Genomic DNA, 19,329 nt, shown 5'->3' with positions numbered 1-19,329 from the left:
CCCCGGGGGGGGGGGGGGGGGGCGGCCCGCCCCCCCCCCCCCCCGGGGGGGGGGCCCCCCGCGGGGGGGGGGGGCCCCCCCCCCCCCCGCCGCGGGTGCGTTGTGCGGGGTTCCGGCGGGGCGTCAGCCTCGGCCGGAGCCACCGGACTGGCTGCCGGGGCCCTCGTAGTCCTCGCCGTACGCGCCCTTGGCGGGGCGGCGGCGGCGCAGCGGGGGCTCGACGCCGTCGGCGAGGCGGCGGGCGGTGACGAGGAAGCCGGTGTGGCCGATCATCCGGTGGTCCGGGCGGACGGCGAGGCCCTCGACGTGCCAGTTGCGGATCATCGACTCCCACGGCTGCGGCTCGGCGAAGCAGCCGGCCTCGCGGATGGACTCGACGGTCCGGGCGAGCTGGGTGGTGGTGGCCACGTAGCAGCAGAGGATGCCGCCGGGGACGAGGGCCTTGGAGACGGCCTCCAGGCACTCCCAGGGGGCGAGCATGTCGAGGATGACGCGGTCGACGTCGGTGTCGGACAGGTTGTCCTGGAGGTCGCCGACGGTGAGCTGCCAGGCGGGGTGGGGGCCACCGAAGTAGCGCTCCACGTTCTCCTTGGCGATCTCGGCGAAGTCGGCCCGCCGCTCGTAGCTGTGCAGCATGCCCTGGTCGCCGATGGCGCGCAGCAGGAAGCTGCTGAGCGAGCCGGATCCCACTCCCGCCTCCACGACGCGTGCGCCGGGGAAGATGTCGGCGAAGGCCAGGATCTGGCCCGCGTCCTTGGGGTAGACCACGGCGGCGCCGCGGGGCATGGACAGGACGTAGTCGGGGAGCAGGGGACGCAGCGCGAGGTACGCGACGTTCCCGGTGGTACGGACAACACTGCCCTCGGGAGCGCCGATCAGCTCGTCGTGCGGGAAGGAACCCTTGTGGGTGTGGAAGTTCTTCCCGGCTTCGAGCGTGAACGTGTAGTGGCGTCCCTTGGGGTCGGTGAGCTGGACCTGGTCCCCGACCTTGAAGGGCCCGCGACGGCGGGCGGCACCGGTCGGTTCGGACATGTGACCAGAGTACCGGGGTTATGCGGAGGGCCGTGCCATGGCCCGGACGAAGGCCTGCTCGACGTCGGTGGTGGCCAGGACGCCGTAGACGGCGCCGGTTTCCTCGACGACGAGGTATTCGGTGGCGGGGGTGGTGCGGAGGGCGTCGAGGAGTTCCTCGCCTTCGAGGGCGGCGGGGAGGCGCATGCCGTCGGTGAGGTCCTGGGCGAGGGTGCTGACGGTGACCCAGGGGCGGCGGTGTTCGGGGACGGCGGCGATGGCGCTCTCGCGGACGAGGGCGGTGGGGTCGCCGTGGCCGTCGACGACGACGAGGGCGCGGGCGCCGGCCTCGTTGGCGCGGCGGAGGGCCTCGGAGAGGGGGGTGTCGGCGGGGACGGGGAGGGCGCGGCGGGTGAGGGTGCGGGCGCGGAGTTCGGGGAGGTGTTCGCGGAGGCGGGCCATGCGGAGGCTGTTGCCGGCTCCGGTCCAGATGATCGCGGCGAGGATGGCGGCGAGCAGGGCGTCCATGACGGTGTCCATGCCGACGGTGTCGGCGGGGGCGTTGCCGAGGACGCCGGTCTGGGTGAGGACGGGCAGGCCGAGGAGGACGGCGACGGCGAGGGCGCGGCCGACCCAGGCGGCGGCGACGGTGCCGGCCATGGGCTTGCCGGTGATGCCCCAGACGACGGCGCGGAGCATGCGGCCGCCGTCGAGGGGGAGGCCGGGGAGGAGGTTGAAGGCGGCGACGATCAGGTTGGAGATCATCAGGCCGGCGAGGAGGACGCCGGGGACGGTGCCGGGGTCGACGGCCTGCATGCCGGCGTAGAAGAGGCCGGCGAGGACGAGGGAGAGGAGCGGGCCGACGAAGGCGAGGACGAATTCGCGGCCGGGGGTCTCGCTCTCCTTCTCGATCTCGGAGACGCCGCCGAAGAACTGGAGCCGGATGCGGCGGACGGGGAGCTTGAAGCGGAGCGCGGCGACGGTGTGCGCGAGCTCGTGGACGAGGACGGAGCCGTAGAAGGCGACCGCGAAGAAGAGGGCGACCAGGTACCTGAGGAGGCCGAGGTCGGGCAGGACGCGGTCGAGCTGGCCGCCGAAGACCCAGGTGATGAGGGCGGCGACGAGGAACCAGCTGGGCGAGACGTACACGGGCACGCCGAAGGGGCGGCCCATCGGGAGGCCGCCGCCGGGCCCGGGGCGGTGCTGTCCGCGGTCTCCGTCGTCCCCGGCTGTGTCGCTGTCGGCCACGGCTGCCCTTCTGTCGGATTGTGATGCTTCGATCATGCAGTGTGAGGGGGGTCGTCGTCGATGGTATGCGCGGGGCGGGCTCCGTCGCCGCGGGGGCGCCCCGTCGGCGGGGTCCTCCTGTCGGTGCGGGGCCGTACTGTTCTGTGTCATGACGACTCCTCCCGGGCCTGTGCAGGCCGAGCCCGAGGCCGCGCGGCCCACGTCGCTCTCCCCGTCCCGGGCGAGCGACTTCATGCAGTGCCCGCTGCTGTACCGGTTCCGGGTGATCGACCGGCTGCCGGAGAAGCCCAGTGAGGCTGCTACCCGGGGAACGCTGGTGCACGCGGTGCTGGAGCGGCTCTTCGACCATCCGGCGGCGGAGCGGACGGCGCCGAGGGCGAAGGCGCTGATCCCGGGGCAGTGGGACCGGCTGCTGGAGTCGAAGCCGGAGCTGTCGGAGCTGTTCGCCGAGGACGACGGCGGGGAGCGGCTGGCGCGGTGGCTGGGCGAGGCCGAGTCGCTGGTGGAGCGGTGGTTCACGCTGGAGGACCCGACGCGGCTGGAGCCGGTGGAGCGGGAGTTCTTCGTGGAGGCCGAGCTGGAGTCCGGGCTGCGGCTGCGCGGGATCATCGACCGGGTGGACGTGGCGCCGACGGGCGAGGTGCGGATCGTCGACTACAAGACGGGCAAGGCGCCGCGGGCCGAGTACGCGGACGGCGCGCTGTTCCAGATGAAGTTCTACGCGCTGGTGGTGTGGCGGCTGCGGCAGGTGCTGCCGCGCCGGCTGCAGCTGGTGTACCTGGGCAGCGGGGACGTGCTGACGTACGACCCGGTGATGGGCGACCTGGAGCGGGTGGAGCGGAAGCTGCTCGCGCTGTGGGAGGCGATCCGGGAGGCGACGGACTCGGGCGAGTGGCGGCCGCGGCCGACGAAGCTGTGCGGCTGGTGCGACCACCGGGCGGTGTGCCCCGAGTTCGGGGGGACTCCCCCGGTGTACCCGCTGCCGGTGGTGCGGCGGGACGGCGCGGAGGGTGCCCCGGGCGGGGCGGCGGCGGAGCGCCCGGCCGGGGAGTGATTCCGGGCGCAGGGCAGAATGGCACGGTCCAGCGAAAGCGCCGACTGCGAAGAGGTACTCCGTGGCGATCCGTGTCCTGTTGGTCGACGACCAGCCGCTGCTGCGCACCGGTTTCCGGATGATCCTGGAGGCGGAGGCGGACCTGGCGGTGGTGGGTGAGGCCGGGGACGGTCTGCAGGCCCTGGAACAGGTGCGTGCGCTGCAGCCGGACGTGGTGCTGATGGACATCCGGATGCCGCGGATGGACGGGGTGGAGGCGACCCGGCAGATCACGGGTCCCGACCGCTCGGGTCCGGCGAAGGTGCTGGTGCTGACCACCTTCGACCTGGACGAGTACGTGGTGGAGGCGCTGCGGGCGGGGGCGAGCGGCTTCCTGCTGAAGGATGCGCCGGCGGCCGAGCTGGTGCAGGCGATCCGGGTGGTCGCGGCGGGTGAGGCGATGCTGGCGCCGAGCATCACGCGGCGGCTGCTGGACAAGTACGCGGGGCACCTGCCGTCCGGTGAGGAGCGGGTGCCGGACACGCTGGGCACGCTGACCGAGCGCGAGGTCGAGGTGCTGAAGCTGGTGGCGCGGGGGCTGTCGAACGCGGAGATCGCGGCTGACCTGTTCGTGAGCGAGACCACGGTGAAGACGCACGTGGGGCACGTGCTGACGAAGCTGGGGCTGCGGGACCGGGTGCAGGCGGCGGTGTACGCGTACGAGAGCGGGCTGGTCCGGCCGGGCGCCCAGTAGGACCCGGGGCGGCTCGCCGCGGCCCCGGCAGGACGCGACGCAGCAGGACGTGGGCCGGCAGGACGCGACGAAGGGCCGGGCCCGCCGCAGGTGCGGTGGGCCCGGCCCTTCTGCCTGTCCGGGGCGGTGCTCCGGTCAGCCCTTGCTGATCTCCCAGAAGCGGAAGACGGTCGAGGCGTCGAGGGACCACTGGAGGCCCTGGACGTTCTCGCGCGCGACGGCGTACTGCTTGCCCTGCCAGAGCGGGAGGACCGGCAGCTCCTGGGCGACGATGTCCTGGAGCTTGGTGAAGTCGGCCTCGGTGGAGGCGCGGTCCGCGACGGCCGCGGTCTTCGGGATGATCGTGCCGGTGATGGTGTCGTTCTTGTAGTTGTTGCCGAGGACGTTGCCCTCGCCGAAGAACGGCTGGGTGAAGTTGTCGGGGTCCGGGTAGTCGGGCACCCAGCCCTTGACGTAGACGCCGTACTTGCCGGCGGCTATGTCCTTCTCGTACTGGGAGAACTCCACGGACTTCATGTCCGCCTCGAACAGCCCGCTGTCGGTGAGCTGCTTGGCGATGGCGGACATCTCCTGGTCGGTGGCGGGGCCGTAGCGGGACGGGGTCGACCAGAGGGTGATCTTGACCTTCTTGTCGATGCCGGCCTTGCGGAGGACCTGCTTGGCCTTGTCGGCCTGCGGGCTGCCGCCGTAGCGGTCGAAGAAGGGCGTGGTGTGGGCGGCGATGCCCGACGGGACGATCGAGTACAGGGGGCTGGCGGTGCCCTGGAACACGTCGCGGACGAGGGCCTCGCGGTCGACGAGGTAGGCGATGGCCTTGCGGACGGCGAGCTGGCCGGCGACCGGGTCGTCCATGTTGAAGACCAGGTGCTCGACCTCGGCGCCGGTGCCCTGGACGACGTCGATCTGCCCGGTGCCGGAGGCGGCGCCGAGCGCGGCGACGTCCTTGGCGGCCAGGCCGCGGAAGGCGAAGTCGACCTCGCCCTTCTCCAGGGCGGCCTTCAGCGCGGCCTGGTCGTTGTGGAAGAACTTCATGGTCATGCCGTCGTTCTTCGGCTTGGCCTCGCCGGAGTAGGCGCTGTTGACCACGAACTTGGCGCCCTTGTCGTCGAACGACTCCAGGGAGTAGACGCCCGAGCCGACGGCCTTGCCGTCGGTGCGGAGCTTGTCCGCCGGGTACTCGCGGTGGTCGACGATCGAGCCCGCGCCCGACGCGATCTTGCTGGGGAAGGTCGCGTCGGGCGTCTTGAGCTTGAAGACGACGGTCTTGGCGTCCGGCGTCTCGATGCTGTCGATCGAGGCGAGCATGACGGCGGGGCCGTTCTCGTCGTTGATCTTCAGCGTGCGCTCGAAGGAGAACTTCACGTCCTCGGAGGTGAGGTCGTTGCCGTTGCTGAACTTCAGGCCGGAGCGCAGGGTGCAGCGGTAGACCTTGCTGCCGCTCTCGAAGGCGCAGTTCTGCGCGGCGTCCGGCTGCGGGGTGGTGCTGCCCTTGGGGAAGCTGAGCAGGGACTGGAAGACGTTGTTGAACAGCAGCCAGGAGCCCGGGTCGTAACCCGAGGCCGGGTCCGTGGCCTGGACGTCGTCGGAGATTCCCATGACGACGGTCGTGCCGTCGCCCTCGGAAGCGCCTTCCTGCGCACCGCAACCGCTGAGCAGGGCGGCTGCGGTCGCCGCTCCGAGCGGGGCCGCCAACCACTGGTTACGTCGTTTCACGGAACGTGCCTCACTGTCTTGACTGTGTGTCTTCCGGCCCGCGACGTCCGCTGCCGGTCGTTGGGGTGGGTCAGCCGCTGACGCCGCTGCCGAGCTCCCACAGCTGAAGGTCGGAGATGGAGTTGACGGACCACTCCACGCCGGTGATTCCGTCGCGGGCGGCGACGTACTGCTTGGCCTGCCACAGGGGCAGGACCGGTACGTCCTCGGCGACGATGTCCTGGATCTGGGCGAGGGCCGGGGCGGCGTCGGTACGGTCGCCGGCGCGCCGCGACTCGGGCAGGAGCTTGCCGCGGACCGTGGAGTTGGCGTACGCGGTGCCGAGGAAGTTGTCCTTCTCCAGGAAGGGGCCGACGAAGTTGTCGGCGTCCTGGAAGTCGGGGAACCAGCCGAGGCCGTACGCGGCGAACTCGCCCTTCTTCTGGGCGGGGCGGTACGTGGACCACGGGGTGCCCTGGACCGTCACGTCGAACAGCTTGCTGTCGTTCAGCTGGGACTTGAGGGTCTCGAACTCCACGGCGGTGCCGTCGCCGTAGTGGTCGGTCGTGTAGTGGAGGGTGAGCTTGACGGGGGTCTTCACGCCGGCGTCGCGCAGCAGGCGGGCCGCGGCGGCGGTGTCGCCGTCCCCGTACTTGTTGTAGAAGGAGTTGACGTGGCCGCCGATGCTGGAGGGGACCAGCGAGTACAGCGGCAGGGCGGACTTCCCGTACGCCTTGTTGATCAGCTCGTTGCGGTCGACGAGGGCGGCGACCGCCTGGCGCACGGCCTTCTGGTCGACCGGCTTGGCCTCGGTGTTGAAGGCGAGGTAGCGGATCTCCAGGCCGGGCATCGGGACGAGCTTGACGCCCTTCTTCGGGCTGGCGGACATCTGCTCGATCTGGTCCGGGGAGAGGGTGCGGGACATCATGTGGATGTCGCCGTCCTCCAGGGCCCGGCCCATGGCGGCGGAGTCCTCGAAGGTGCGCAGCTCGACCTTGTCGTTCTGCGGCTTGAGGTCGCCCTGGTAGTGCTCGTTCTTGGTGAAGACCGCGCGGACCAGCTGGTTGTCCTTGACCTCGGCCGTCATGGTGTACGGGCCGGAGCCGTCGACCTCGAAGCCCTCGCGCAGCCTGCGGGCGTCGTAGTCCTTGCTGTTGACGATGGCCGCGGCCGGGGTCGACAGCTTGTACGGGAAGGTCGCGTCGGGCGCCTTGAGGTGGAAGACGACCTGGTCCTCGCCCTTGGTCTCGACGGTGTCGAGCGTGGAGAGGAGGCCGACGGGGCCGTTCTCGTCCTTGATGCCGAGGACGCGGTCGATGGAGAACTTCACGTCCTCGGCGGTCAGCGCGTCGCCGTTGGCGAACTTCAGGCCGGGGCGCAGGGTGCAGCGGTAGCTCTCGTTGCCCTGGTCGGTGAAGCGGCACTCGGAGGCGGCCTCGGGGACCGGCTGGCCGCCGCCGCGCGGGACGTGCATCAGTGTCTGGAGGGTCTGGCGGAGGATGTTCCAGGCACCCGCGTCGTAGGCGTAGGCGGGGTCGAGCGGTGCGGGCGCGTAGTCGGCGGCCTCGTACCGGTCGGTGGTGCCGACGACGATCGCTCCGTCGCCCGCTCCTCCTCCCGTCGCACTGCCGCACGCGGCGAGCGCGGGGGTGAGCAGAGCGGCCGCGGCCGTCAGCACCAGGGTCTTGCGGTTCATCCTCGAAAATCTCCCTCAACCGGCACTTGGTCAAAGCTGTGGTGAGGGCACTTCGCGGCGGCCGCCCGTTCGGGGCGGAACGATCGGGCCGGTGTGATGACGATCGGTCCACGCGGTCCGGCACAGGGGTGTGTGCGGAAGGACCACGGAGGGGGTGCGGCGAAGTGCCCGCGATGACGATAGTGGCCCAGGGTGGTCTGGCTGGAACTGGCCGGACTTGGGGTGTAATCGCACTGTGATGGGTGCGTATCCACTCCGTAGGGCCCGCTCCCCGGTGAAACGGTTCAGGAGCTGATCAATCCGGACACATGGGAAGGGGCCAGACCCCCTCAGGGCACCCCAGCAGGACCAAATCGGGTGACAAAGGTCACCTCGCCAACTCGCGGACCGACCGTGGAATTTCGGCCTCCGCATCCCTTGACGGCAGGGCCGTCAGTTCAGGCGGGCCATGAGGGAGCGGAGGAAGCCCAGGTCGACGTCCTCCAGCGAGGAGACCACGGTCCGGCCGGGGGCGGGCGCGATGGCCGCGACGGACGGTACGGCGACCACGCGGCAGCCGGCGGCCTCGGCGGCGGCCACGCCGGTGGCGGTGTCCTCGATGACGGCGCACCGGGAGGGGTGGGCGCCCAGCCGCGTGGCGGCCGTGAGGTACGGGTCGGGGTGCGGCTTGGTACGGGCGACCTCGTCGCCGGCGACGCTGAAGGCGAACCGCTCGGGGCCCAGGGAGAGCATGATCCGGTCGATGACCCGGCGGTGCGAGGCGGAGACCAGGGCGGTGGGCACGTTGTTGCGCGCCAGCTCGGCCAGCAGCCGCTCGGCGCCCGGCATCAGCGGCACGTGGTCGGCGATGCGGGCCTCGAAGCGCTCGTTCAGCAGCACGGTCAGCTCGGCCAGGGTGATCTCGGCGCCGGTGGCCTGGATCAGGTAGCCGGCGCTGCGGCTCATGGGTCCGCCCACGACGATGTCCCGCCAGGACTCGTCGAGGCGGTGGCCCAGCTCGGCGAAGACGGCGACCTCGGCGTCCCACCAGAAGCCCTCGGTGTCGACGAGCGTGCCGTCCATGTCGAGCAGCACCGCCTGGAGGGCCGATCCGTCGGCGGTCCGGGCGGCGGAGGCGGGAACCGTGCTGGTCATACGGACTCCAAGGGACGAGAAGGCCGGTCACCTCTTCCCGCGGGCGTGCCCGGAGGAACAGGCGACCGGCCTGTGTGGGACCGACAAGTGTACGTCGTGTCCGGCTATCGCGCGTTGAAGTACTTCGCTTCGGGGTGGTGGATGACGATGGCGTCGGTGGACTGCTCGGGGTGGAGCTGGAACTCCTCGGAGAGGTGGACGCCGATCCGCTCGGGCTCCAGCAGGTCCGCGATCTTGGCGCGGTCCTCCAGGTCGGGGCAGGCTCCGTAGCCCAGGGAGAAGCGGGCTCCGCGGTACTTCAGGTCGAACATGTCCTCGACACGGGAGGGGTCCTCGGCGGCGAAGCCCAGCTCGGCGCGGACCCGCGCGTGCCAGTACTCGGCCAGCGCCTCCGCCAGCTGCACGGACAGCCCGTGCAGCTCCATGTACTCGCGGTAGGCGTCCGCGGCGAACAGCCGGGCGGTCTCCTCGCCGATCCGGGAACCGACGGTGACCACCTGCAGGCCCACGACGTCGACCTCGCCGGACTCCTCCGGGCGGAAGAAGTCCGCCAGGCAGAGGCGGCGGCCGCGGCGCTGCCGGGGGAACGTGAAGCGGGTGCGCTCCGAGCCGTCCTCGTGCAGCAGGATCAGGTCGTCGCCCTTGGAGACGCAGGGGAAGTAGCCGTACACGACGGCGGCTTCCAGCAGGTTGTCGGTGTGCAGGCGGTCGAGGAGGCCGCGCAGGCGGGGGCGGCCCTCGGTCTCGACCAGCTCCTCGTACGTCGGGCCGCCGGCGCGGGCCTGCTTCAGGCCCCACTGGCCCTTGAAGAGGGCGCCCTCGTCCAGCCAGGACGCGTAGTCCTTCAGGCCGATGCCCTTGATCACCCGGGTGCCCCAGAACGGCGGCTCGGGGACCGGGTTGTCGGTGGCCACGTCGGAGCGGACGGTGCCCTCGGGCTCGTCCACCTCCAGGACGGCGGTCTCGCGCCTGGGCACGCGGCGCTGCTTGAGCTCGGGCAGGGTGGCGCCGGGGACGCCCCGCTTGACCGCGACGAGGGCGTCCATCAGGCGCAGGCCCTCGAAGGCGTCGCGGGCGTAGCGGACCTCGCCCTCGTAGATCTCGTGCAGGTCCTGCTCGACGTACGCGCGGGTGAGGGCGGCGCCGCCGAGGATCACCGGGTAGGTGGCGGCCAGCTTGCGCTGGTTCAGCTCCTCCAGGTTCTCCTTCATGATCACGGTGGACTTCACGAGCAGGCCGGACATGCCGATGACGTCGGCCCGGTGCTCCTCGGCGGCGTCGAGGATCGCCGAGACGGGCTGCTTGATGCCCAGGTTGACGACGTTGTAGCCGTTGTTGGAGAGGATGATGTCGACGAGGTTCTTGCCGATGTCGTGGACGTCGCCGCGCACGGTGGCGAGGACGATGGTGCCCTTGCCCTCGGCGTCCGACTTCTCCATGTGCGGCTCCAGGTGGGCCACCGCGGTCTTCATGACCTCGGCGGACTGGAGCACGAACGGCAGCTGCATCTGGCCGGAGCCGAACAGCTCGCCGACGACCTTCATGCCCTCCAGGAGGGTGTCGTTGACGATGTCGAGGGCCGGGCGGGACTGCAGGGCCTCGTCGAGGTCGGCCTCCAGGCCGTTCTTCTCGCCGTCGATGATCCGCCGCTGGAGGCGCTCCTCCAGCGGCAGGGCCAGGAGCTCCTCGGCCTTGCCGGCCTTGAGGGACTTGGTGTTGACGCCCTCGAAGAGCTCCATGAGCTTCTGGAGGGGGTCGTAGCCCTCGGCGCGGCGGTCGTAGATCAGGTCGAGGGCGGTGGTGACCTGCTCCTCGTCGAAGCGGGCGATCGGCAGGATCTTGGAGGCGTGCACGATCGCCGAGTCCAGGCCGGCCTTGACGCACTCGTCGAGGAAGACCGAGTTCAGCAGGATCCGCGCGGCCGGGTTGAGGCCGAAGGAGATGTTGGACAGGCCGAGCGTGGTCTGGACGTCGGGGTGGCGGCGCTTGAGCTCGCGGATGGCCTCGATGGTGGCGATGCCGTCGCCGCGGGACTCCTCCTGGCCGGTGCAGATGGTGAAGGTGAGGCAGTCGATGAGGATGTCGGACTCGTTGATGCCCCAGTTGCCGGTCAGGTCGGCGATCAGCCGCTCGGCGATGGCGACCTTGTGCTCGACGCTGCGGGCCTGGCCCTCCTCGTCGATGGTCAGGGCGATCAGCGCGGCGCCGTGCTCCTGGGCCAGCCGGGTGACCTGCGCGAAGCGGGACTGCGGGCCGTCGCCGTCCTCGTAGTTCACCGAGTTGATCACGGCCCGGCCGCCCAGCTTCTCCAGGCCGGCCCTGATGACGGCGACCTCGGTGGAGTCGAGGACGATGGGCAGGGTGGAGGCGGTGGCGAAGCGTCCGGCCAGCTCGGCCATGTCGGCGACGCCGTCGCGGCCCACGTAGTCCACGCACAGGTCCAGCATGTGCGCGCCCTCGCGGATCTGGTCGCGCGCCATCTCGACGCAGTCGTCCCAGCGGGCGTCCAGCATGGCCTCGCGGAACTTCTTCGAGCCGTTGGCGTTCGTCCGCTCGCCGATCGCCATGTACGCGGTGTCCTGGCGGAACGGGACGGTCTGGTACAGCGAGGAGGCGCCGGGCTCGGGGCGCGGGTCGCGGGCGGCGGGGCTGAGGCCGCGGACGCGCTCGACGACCTGGCGCAGGTGCTCGGGGGTGGTGCCGCAGCAGCCGCCGATCAGCGACAGGCCGTACTCGCGGACGAAGGACTCCTGGGCGTCGGCCAGCTCGCTCGGGGACAGCGGGTAGTGGGCGCCGTCCTTGGTGAGGACGGGCAGGCCGGCGTTCGGCATGCAGGACAGCGGGATGCGCGCGTTGCGGGCGAGGTAGCGCAGGTGCTCGCTCATCTCCGCGGGGCCGGTGGCGCAGTTCAGGCCGATCATGTCGATGCCCAGCGGCTCCAGGGAGGTCAGCGCGGCGCCGATCTCCGAGCCCAGCAGCATGGTGCCCGTGGTCTCGACGGTCACGGAACAGATGACCGGCACGTTCACGCCGAGCGCGTCGAGGGCGCGCCGGGCCGCGATCACGGAGGCCTTGGTCTGGAGCAGGTCCTGGGTCGTCTCGATGAGCAGGGCGTCGGCGCCGCCGGCGAGCAGTCCCTCGGCGTTGGCCTGGTAGGCGTCGCGGATGGTGTCGTACCCGATGTGGCCGAGGGTGGGGAGCTTGGTGCCGGGGCCGACGGAGCCGAGGACCCAGCGCTGCTGCCCGGTGGAGGCGGTGAAGGCGTCGGCGGTCTCGCGGGCGATGCGGGCGCCGGCCTCCGACAGCTCGTGCACGCGCTCGGGGATGTCGTACTCGGCCAGGGCGGAGTGGTTGGCGCCGAAGGTGTTGGTCTCGACGCAGTCGACGCCGGCGGCGAAGTAGGCCTCGTGGACCGAGCGGACGATGTCCGGGCGGGTGACGTTGAGGATCTCGTTGCAGCCTTCGAGGTTCTGGAAGTCCTCGAGGGAGGGGTCCTGCGCCTGGAGCATCGTTCCCATGGCGCCGTCGGCGACGACCACGCGGGCGGCCAGCGCCTCTCGGAGGGCGTCGGCCCGGGTCTGGATGTCTGCGGGCGGGTTCGGCAACGAGGCCATGGTTGAGCTCCCTGGGATGCGACGGCTGTCGGCTTTACACCCTTCTGACAAGGGCGTACGCGGTCAGGGTAACCGCGTATCTCGTCCCCCGGGTGGGGCGTCCCACGGAGCGGACGGCATCCTGTGCGCGGGACTGGCCTGTTCGGCGCGCTATTGACAGACTTTCCCAACAGTGCACGAGGTCGGCATCGACCGATAGTGTTCGTCATTGTCGAACCAGATTTGTACGCAGGCTTCAGGAGGCTGCCGATGGCACGGAACATCCAGTCGCTCGAAAGGGCTGCTGCGATGCTGCGACTGCTGGCGGGCGGCGAGCGGCGGCTGGGGCTCTCGGACGTGGCCTCCGCGCTGGGGCTCGCCAAGGGCACCGCCCACGGCATCCTGCGCACCCTCCAGGCGGAGGGCTTCGTGGAGCAGGATCCGGCCTCGGGCCGCTACCAGCTGGGCGCGGAACTGCTGCGGCTGGGCAACAGCTACCTCGACGTGCACGAGCTGCGCGCCCGCGCGCTGGTGTGGACGGACGACCTGGCCCGCGCGAGCGGGGAGAGCGTCTACGTGGGGGTGCTGCACCAGCAGGGGGTGCTGATCATGCACCACGTGTTCCGGCCCGACGACAGCCGCCAGGTGCTGGAGGTGGGGGCGATGCAGCCGCTGCACTCCACCGCGCTGGGCAAGGTGCTCTCGGCGTACGACCCGGTGGCGCACAGCGAGGCCCTGGAGGTTGAGCGGGATGCGTTCACCCCCCGTACGGTCACGGACCCGGCCGGGTTCGAGGAGGTGCTGGACCTGACGCGGGCCCGCGGCTGGGCGGCCGACGTCGAGGAGACGTGGGAGGGCATCGCCTCGATCGCGGCGCCGATCCACGACCGCCGGCGGATGCCGGTGGGCGCGATCGCGGTGGCCGGCGCGGTCGAGCGGGTGTGCAGTCCGGCGGGCGAGGTGCGGCCGGAGCTGATCGCCGCGGTACGGGACTGCGCGCGGTCGGTCTCGCGGGACCTCGGCGCGGGGCGGTTCTGAGCCACCCCACTCCCCCACCCCTTCCGACCTGGGCGAACGAGGGCCGGTGCGTCACGCACCGGCCCTTCGTGCTGCGTACACCTGTGCGGTTTCGGGCGTCTTACCCCGTGGTAACGATCCGGAACTTTGGCTTCGCCGACTCTTGACGTGCTCTTCACACGGGCGGAAAACTGCCGTTCATCGGTCGGCATTGTCGAACACCTACCGGCAATACGCGCTAGGGTGTGGCAAGGCCAGGGCCGAAAACGCACTCACCGAGTGCGCGGAAGGCCGGCGGGACCCGGCTTTCCGCCAACCCCCTGGACGTAGGCAAAGGAGTCGCGGGTGTCCAGCTCCGACATCTTCATCGGCGAGACCATCGGTACCGCCCTGCTCACTCTGCTCGGCGGAGGCGTCTGCGCCGCCGTGACTCTCAAGAGCTCCAAGGCGCGCAACGCCGGCTGGCTCGCCATCACCTTCGGCTGGGGCTTCGCGGTGCTGATCGCCGCGTACGTGTCGGCCCCGCTCTCCGGCGCCCACCTGAACCCGGCGGTCACGGTCGGCATCGCCATCCAGAGCGGCGACTGGTCCGACACCGGCGTGTACCTCGCCGGCCAGCTGCTCGGCGCCATGATCGGCGCGGCCCTGATGTGGGTCACCTACTACGGCCAGTTCCGCGCCCACCTCACGGACCCGGAGCTCAAGGCCGATCTCGGCCAGCCGGCCGGCCCGGTGCTCGGCGTCTTCTCCACCGGCCCCGAGATCCGCAACGTCGTCCAGAACCTGGTCACCGAGATCATCGGCACCGCGGTGCTGGTCCTGGCGATCCTCACGCAGGGCCTCCAGGACAACGGCAAGGGCCTCGGCGTCATCGGCGTCCTGATCACGTCGTTCGTGGTCGTCGGCATCGGCCTCTCGCTCGGCGGCCCGACCGGCTACGCCATCAACCCGGTGCGCGACCTCGGCCCCCGTATCGTCCACGCCCTCCTGCCGCTGCCCAACAAGGGCGGCTCGGACTGGGGATACTCCTGGATCCCGGTCGTCGGCCCGCTCGTCGGTGCCGCCGTCGCCGGCGGTCTGTACAAGATCGCGTTCGTCTGATTCGTCTGTACAGCAAGAGCTGCACGAACCACCTTCGCCTCCCTCTCACGAGTTGCCAGGAGCAGACTCCATGACCACGAGCACCGGCCCGTTCATCGCCGCGATCGACCAGGGCACCACGTCCTCCCGCTGCATCGTCTTCGACCGCGACGGCCGCATCGTCGCCGTCGACCAGAAGGAGCACGAGCAGATCTTCCCCAAGCCGGGCTGGGTGGAGCACGACGCCACCGAGATCTGGGCCAACGTCCAGGAAGTCGTCGCGGGCGCCATCGACAAGGCCGGCATCACCGCCGCCGACGTCAAGGCCGTCGGCATCACCAACCAGCGCGAGACCACCGTCCTGTGGGACAAGAACACCGGCGAGCCGGTGCACAACGCGCTGGTCTGGCAGGACACCCGCACCGACGGCCTCTGCAAGGAGCTCGGCCGCAACGTCGGCCAGGACCGCTTCCGCCGCGAGACGGGCCTCCCGCTGGCCTCGTACTTCTCCGGCCCCAAGGTCCGCTGGCTGCTCGACAACGTCGAGGGCCTGCGCGAGCGCGCCGAGGCGGGCGACATCCTCTTCGGCACCATGGACACCTGGGTCATCTGGAACCTGACCGGCGGCGTCGACGGCGGCCGGCACGTCACCGACGTCACCAACGCCTCCCGCACCCTGCTCATGAACCTGCACGAGCTGGCCTGGGACGAGCGCATCCTGCAGTCCATCGACATCCCGGCCGCGGTCCTCCCCGAGATCCGCTCCTCCGCCGAGGTCTACGGCGAGGTCAGGGACGGCGTCCTGGCGGGCGTGCCGGTCGCCTCGGCGCTCGGCGACCAGCAGGCGGCCCTGTTCGGCCAGACCTGCTTCTCCGAGGGCGAGGCCAAGTCCACGTACGGCACCGGCACCTTCATGCTCATGAACACCGGTGACAAGATCATCAACTCCTACAGCGGCCTGCTGACCACCGTCGGCTACCAGATCGGCGACGAGAAGCCGGTCTACGCCCTGGAGGGCTCGATCGCCGTCACCGGCTCGCTGGTGCAGTGGATGCGCGACCAGATGGGCCTGATCAAGTCCGCGGCCGAGATCGAGACCCTGGCCTCCTCCGTCGACGACAACGGCGGCGCCTACTTCGTGCCCGCGTTCTCCGGCCTCTTCGCCCCGTACTGGCGCTCCGACGCCCGCGGTGTGATCGCCGGCCTCACGCGGTACGTCACCAAGGCGCACATCGCCCGCGCCGTGCTGGAGGCCACCGCCTGGCAGACCCGCGAGATCACCGACGCCATGACCAAGGACTCCGGCGTCGAGCTGTCGGCCCTCAAGGTCGACGGCGGCATGACCTCCAACAACCTGCTGATGCAGACGCTCTCGGACTTCCTCGACGCCCCCGTGGTGCGCCCGATGGTCGCCGAGACCACCTGCCTCGGCGCCGCCTACGCCGCCGGCCTGGCCGTCGGCTTCTGGCCCGACACCGACGCGCTGCGCGCGAACTGGCGCCGGGCCGCCGAGTGGACCCCGCGGATGCCCGCCGACCAGCGGGACCGCGAGTACAAGAACTGGCTCAAGGCCGTCGAGCGGACCATGGGCTGGATCGACGAGGACGAGGACAACTGAGCCCCGCTCAGGAGTCGACGCCGATCGCTGAGAGCTGACGAGGAGTAAGAGATGAGCAGCCTGCAGACCCTTCCCGCCCTGGGGACGCACCAGACCGCCGGAGCCAACGCGAGCCGCGCCGAGACCAGAGAGCAGCTGGCGAAGGCCACGTACGACCTCCTGGTCATCGGTGGCGGGATCCTGGGCACCTCGGTGGCCTGGCACGCCGCCCAGACGGGTCTGCGGGTCGCCATGGTGGACGCCGGCGACTTCGCCGGCGCCACCTCCTCGGCCTCCTCCAAGCTCGTCCACGGCGGTCTGCGCTACCTGCAGACCGGCGCGGTCAAGCTGGTCGCCGAGAACCACCACGAGCGCCGGGTGCTGGCCAAGGACGTGGCCCCGCACCTGGTCAACCCGCTCACCTTCCACCTGCCCGTCTACAAGGGCGGGCCGGTGGGCGCGGCCAAGCTGGGCGCGGGCGTGTTCGCGTACTCCGCCCTCTCGGCCTTCGGCGACGGCATGGGCAAGGTCATATCCCCCGCCCGTGCCGCCGCCGACAACCCCGGCCTGCGCACCGACAACCTCAAGGCCGTGGCCGTCTACTACGACCACCAGATGAACGACTCCCGCGTGGCGGTCATGACGGTGCGCGCGGCCGTCGAGTCCGGTGCGGTCGTCCTCAACCACGCCGAGGTCACCGGCCTGCGCATGACGCAGGGCCGGGTCTCCGGCGCCGAGCTCAAGGACCGTCTGGACGGCACCGAGTTCGGCATCGACGCCCGCGTCGTGCTCAACGCCACCGGCCCGTGGGTGGACCACCTGCGGCGCATGGAGGACAAGCACTCCATGCCGTCGATCCGGCTCTCCAAGGGCGCGCACATCGTGATGAAGCGCAAGTCGCCGTGGAAGGCCGCCATGGCCACCCCGATCGACAAGTACCGCATCACGTTCGCCCTCCCGTGGGAGGACCAGCTGCTCCTCGGCACCACCGACGAGGTGTACGAGGGCGACCCGGCGGACGTGCGCGCCACCGAGAAGGACATCCAGCAGATCCTGGACGAGGCCGCCTTCTCCGTGAAGGACGCGGACCTGGACCGGTCGCTGATGACCTACGCCTTCGCCGGCCTGCGGGTGCTGCCCGGCGGCCCCGGCGGGGTCGAGAAGGCCAAGCGCGAGACCGTGGTCTCCGAGGGCAAGGGCGGCATGCTGTCCGTGGCGGGCGGCAAGTGGACCACGTACCGGCACATCGGCCGCGTGGTCATGGACAAGCTCGCGAAGCTGCCCGGCGGGCCGCTGGCCGAGGACATGGAGCCGGTGAAGTCGCTGGTGCGCCGGGTGCCGCTGCCCGGTGTCGCCAACCCCAACGCGGTGGCCCACCGGCTGCTGGTGGACCGCGAGCCCGGCATGCGGATGGACCCGCTCACGGCCCGCCACCTGGCGACCCACTACGGCTCGCTGGCCTTCGACATCGCCCGCATGGTCAACGAGAACCCCGGGCTGGGCGAGCGCATCCACGAGGACGGCCCGGAGATCTGGGCGCAGGTCGCCTACGCCCGCGACTTCGAGTGGGCCCAGACCGTCGACGACGTGCTGCGCCGCCGTACGACGGTGACGATCCGCGGCCTGGACGACGAGGCCGTGCGCGGTCGCGTCGAGGAGATGCTCCGCCACGGGGTGTGACATCGCGGTGTGACATGTGACGGGGCGGTTTCCGGGAGGAAGCCGCCCCGTCCGGCATTGATGGCCCCCGCCCCACCATGGGATCATTTGTACGAAAGGACGACCAGGGGGGATGCGAAGGGGGCGGCCATGTCCGCCATCAAGGAAAGCATCGAGGTCTCCCGGCCTCCCGAGGAGGTCTTCTCCTACCTCACCGACCTGTCGCACCTGACCGAGTGGCAGGAGAGCGCCATCGCCGTGAAGCCGGCCTCCGGCCCCCTGCACGTGGGCGAGCGCGTGGAGGTCAGGCGCCGGATCGGCAAGCGCGAGATCCAGACGGTGATGGAGGTCACCGAGGTGGATCCGCCCAGGAGTTGGCACCTGCACGGCGGCGAGGGGCCGATCCGTGCCGACTTCCACGGCACCGTCGAGGCCCTCGACGACGGCACCCGCTCACGGGTGACGCTCGACCTGGACCTGCACGGCCACGGCAAGGGCAGGGTGCTGGTCCCGCTCGTCGTCAGGCCCCACGCCCGCAAGGAAGTCCCGCGCAACGAACAGGCCCTGAAGGGGCTGCTGGAGCGGGGAGCGGCGTGAAACGGGGCGGTTGCGGGCCTGTGGGCCGGGGCAGCTCCAAGCCGTAGGCTGATGCCCGTACACAAGGAAACTTCGGAAGGAGACCTGGGTGATCGAGCTTGAGGGCGTGCCCGAGCTGATCGACCCGGTCATGGTGGCCGCGTTCGAGGGCTGGAACGACGCGGGTGACGCCGCCTCCGGTGCGGTGGCGCACCTGGACCGGGAGTGGAAGGGCGAGGTGTTCGCGGCGCTCGACGCCGAGGACTACTACGACTTCCAGGTCAACCGTCCCACGGTCTGGCTGGACGGCGGGGTACGGAAGATCACCTGGCCCACGACGCGGCTCTCCGTGGTGCGCGTGGGCGGGACCAAACCGCGGGACCTGGTGCTGGTCCGCGGCATCGAACCGTCCATGCGCTGGCGGTCGTTCTGCAACGAACTCCTCGGTTTCGCCCATGAGCTGGGCGTGGAGATGGTCGTGATCCTGGGGGCCCTGCTGGGCGACACCCCGCACACCCGGCCGGTGCCGGTGAGCGGGGTCACCTCGGATCCCGACCTGGCGCGCGCGATGGACCTGGAGGAGACCCGGTACGAGGGCCCGACCGGCATCGTCGGCGTGCTCCAGGAGGCCTGTACGCACGCGGGAGTTCCGGCGGTGTCGCTGTGGGCGGCGGTGCCGCACTACGTGTCGCAGCCGCCCAACCCCAAGGCGACGCTGGCCCTGTTGAACCGGCTGGAGGACCTGATCGACCTCCGCATCCCGCTGGGCGAGCTGCCGGAGGACGCCCGGGCGTGGCAGCTGGGCGTGGACCAACTGGCCGCCGAGGACAGCGAGGTGGCGGAGTACGTCCAGACGCTGGAGGAGGCCCGGGACACGGCCGACCTGCCGGAGGCCTCGGGCGACGCCATCGCCCGCGAGTTCGAGCGGTACCTGCGGCGGCGCGACCCGGCGCCCGGCGGTGCGGTGGGTCATGCGACGGAGTCGGGGGACGCCTCGTACCTGCGCGACACGTCGAGCGGGCGGACCCGGCCCAAGCCGAAGCCGGAGGCCGGCGGGGAGCCGGAGGACGGCACGGAGCCGGACGCGCCGGAGGCGTAGTCCCCGAGGAACACCCCGGCCCCGGGGGGGCCCGGGGGGGGGGGCGGGGGGGGGGGGGGGGTGTGGGGGGGGGGGTGGGGGGGGCCGCCCCCCCGCCCGGCTGGGGGGGCACGGGGGGGGGACCACCCCCCCGGGCCCGC

At 71.1% G+C, this 19,329-nt stretch carries 14 protein-coding genes; 8 read left to right on the top strand and 6 right to left on the bottom strand.

What is annotated here, in order from left to right; all coding sequences use genetic code 11:
• Positions 1 to 123: 123 nt before the first annotated feature.
• Positions 124 to 1,032, bottom strand: coding sequence for a tRNA (adenine-N1)-methyltransferase (locus ACIQUQ_RS18505; RefSeq protein ID WP_403976907.1), 909 nt, complete (start codon positions 1,030 to 1,032; stop codon positions 124 to 126).
• Positions 1,033 to 1,050: 18 nt separating this feature from the next.
• A complete protein-coding gene (locus tag ACIQUQ_RS18500; protein WP_403976905.1) occupies positions 1,051 to 2,493 on the bottom strand; it encodes a site-2 protease family protein in 1,443 nt (480 codons plus the stop codon).
• Between ACIQUQ_RS18500 and ACIQUQ_RS18495 the strand changes: the two genes are divergently transcribed.
• Complete coding sequence (locus tag ACIQUQ_RS18495; protein WP_403976903.1) at positions 2,408 to 3,313, top strand: RecB family exonuclease; 906 nt, start codon at positions 2,408 to 2,410, stop codon at positions 3,311 to 3,313. The two genes, ACIQUQ_RS18500 and ACIQUQ_RS18495, sit on opposite strands and share 86 nt — an antisense overlap.
• Positions 3,314 to 3,374: 61 nt before the next feature.
• Positions 3,375 to 4,046 carry a response regulator gene (locus ACIQUQ_RS18490; protein ID WP_403666045.1) on the top strand — a complete coding sequence of 224 codons (672 nt, stop codon included), beginning with the start codon at positions 3,375 to 3,377 and terminating at the stop codon, positions 4,044 to 4,046.
• A 135-nt stretch (positions 4,047 to 4,181) separates the two neighbouring features.
• Here ACIQUQ_RS18490 and ACIQUQ_RS18485 read toward each other — a convergent pair whose 3' ends face one another.
• The 4 genes from ACIQUQ_RS18485 to metH form a co-directional block, all read right to left on the bottom strand.
• Positions 4,182 to 5,759 carry an ABC transporter substrate-binding protein gene (locus ACIQUQ_RS18485; protein WP_403976901.1) on the bottom strand — a complete coding sequence of 526 codons (1,578 nt, stop codon included), beginning with the start codon at positions 5,757 to 5,759 and terminating at the stop codon, positions 4,182 to 4,184.
• Between the two features lie 70 nt (positions 5,760 to 5,829).
• On the bottom strand, positions 5,830 to 7,434 hold the full coding sequence (locus tag ACIQUQ_RS18480; RefSeq protein ID WP_403976899.1) for an ABC transporter substrate-binding protein: 1,605 nt from the start codon (positions 7,432 to 7,434) through the stop codon (positions 5,830 to 5,832).
• A 432-nt stretch (positions 7,435 to 7,866) separates the two neighbouring features.
• The gene (locus ACIQUQ_RS18475) at positions 7,867 to 8,568 is read right to left on the bottom strand and encodes an HAD family hydrolase (protein ID WP_403976897.1); all 702 of its coding nucleotides are present in this window, start codon (positions 8,566 to 8,568) and stop codon (positions 7,867 to 7,869) included.
• A gap of 104 nt (positions 8,569 to 8,672) precedes the next feature.
• Positions 8,673 to 12,182, bottom strand: a complete 3,510-nt coding sequence (gene metH, locus ACIQUQ_RS18470) for a methionine synthase (protein ID WP_403976895.1) — start codon at positions 12,180 to 12,182, stop codon at positions 8,673 to 8,675.
• A 249-nt stretch (positions 12,183 to 12,431) separates the two neighbouring features.
• Between metH and ACIQUQ_RS18465 the strand changes: the two genes are divergently transcribed.
• The 6 genes from ACIQUQ_RS18465 (at position 12,432) to ACIQUQ_RS18440 (ending at position 19,189) form a co-directional block, all read left to right on the top strand.
• The gene (locus ACIQUQ_RS18465) at positions 12,432 to 13,199 is read left to right on the top strand and encodes an IclR family transcriptional regulator (RefSeq protein WP_403976893.1); all 768 of its coding nucleotides are present in this window, start codon (positions 12,432 to 12,434) and stop codon (positions 13,197 to 13,199) included.
• Positions 13,200 to 13,523: 324 nt separating this feature from the next.
• Positions 13,524 to 14,279: an MIP/aquaporin family protein gene (locus tag ACIQUQ_RS18460; RefSeq protein ID WP_403976891.1), complete on the top strand. Its 756-nt coding sequence runs from the start codon at positions 13,524 to 13,526 to the stop codon at positions 14,277 to 14,279.
• A 70-nt stretch (positions 14,280 to 14,349) separates the two neighbouring features.
• Positions 14,350 to 15,876, top strand: a complete 1,527-nt coding sequence (gene glpK, locus ACIQUQ_RS18455) for a glycerol kinase GlpK (protein WP_403976889.1) — start codon at positions 14,350 to 14,352, stop codon at positions 15,874 to 15,876.
• Between the two features lie 51 nt (positions 15,877 to 15,927).
• Positions 15,928 to 17,535 carry an FAD-dependent oxidoreductase gene (locus tag ACIQUQ_RS18450; RefSeq protein WP_403976887.1) on the top strand — a complete coding sequence of 536 codons (1,608 nt, stop codon included), beginning with the start codon at positions 15,928 to 15,930 and terminating at the stop codon, positions 17,533 to 17,535.
• A 129-nt stretch (positions 17,536 to 17,664) separates the two neighbouring features.
• Positions 17,665 to 18,111: an SRPBCC family protein gene (locus ACIQUQ_RS18445; RefSeq protein WP_403976885.1), complete on the top strand. Its 447-nt coding sequence runs from the start codon at positions 17,665 to 17,667 to the stop codon at positions 18,109 to 18,111.
• An 88-nt stretch (positions 18,112 to 18,199) separates the two neighbouring features.
• Positions 18,200 to 19,189 carry a PAC2 family protein gene (locus ACIQUQ_RS18440; RefSeq protein WP_403976883.1) on the top strand — a complete coding sequence of 330 codons (990 nt, stop codon included), beginning with the start codon at positions 18,200 to 18,202 and terminating at the stop codon, positions 19,187 to 19,189.
• Positions 19,190 to 19,329 lie beyond the last annotated feature (140 nt).

The organism is Streptomyces sp. NPDC101118 (genome assembly GCF_044759445.1).
GTDB lineage: Bacteria > Actinomycetota > Actinomycetes > Streptomycetales > Streptomycetaceae > Streptomyces.
Note: the sequence above shows the minus strand (reverse complement) of the source record. Positions and strands in the feature narration are given on the sequence as shown.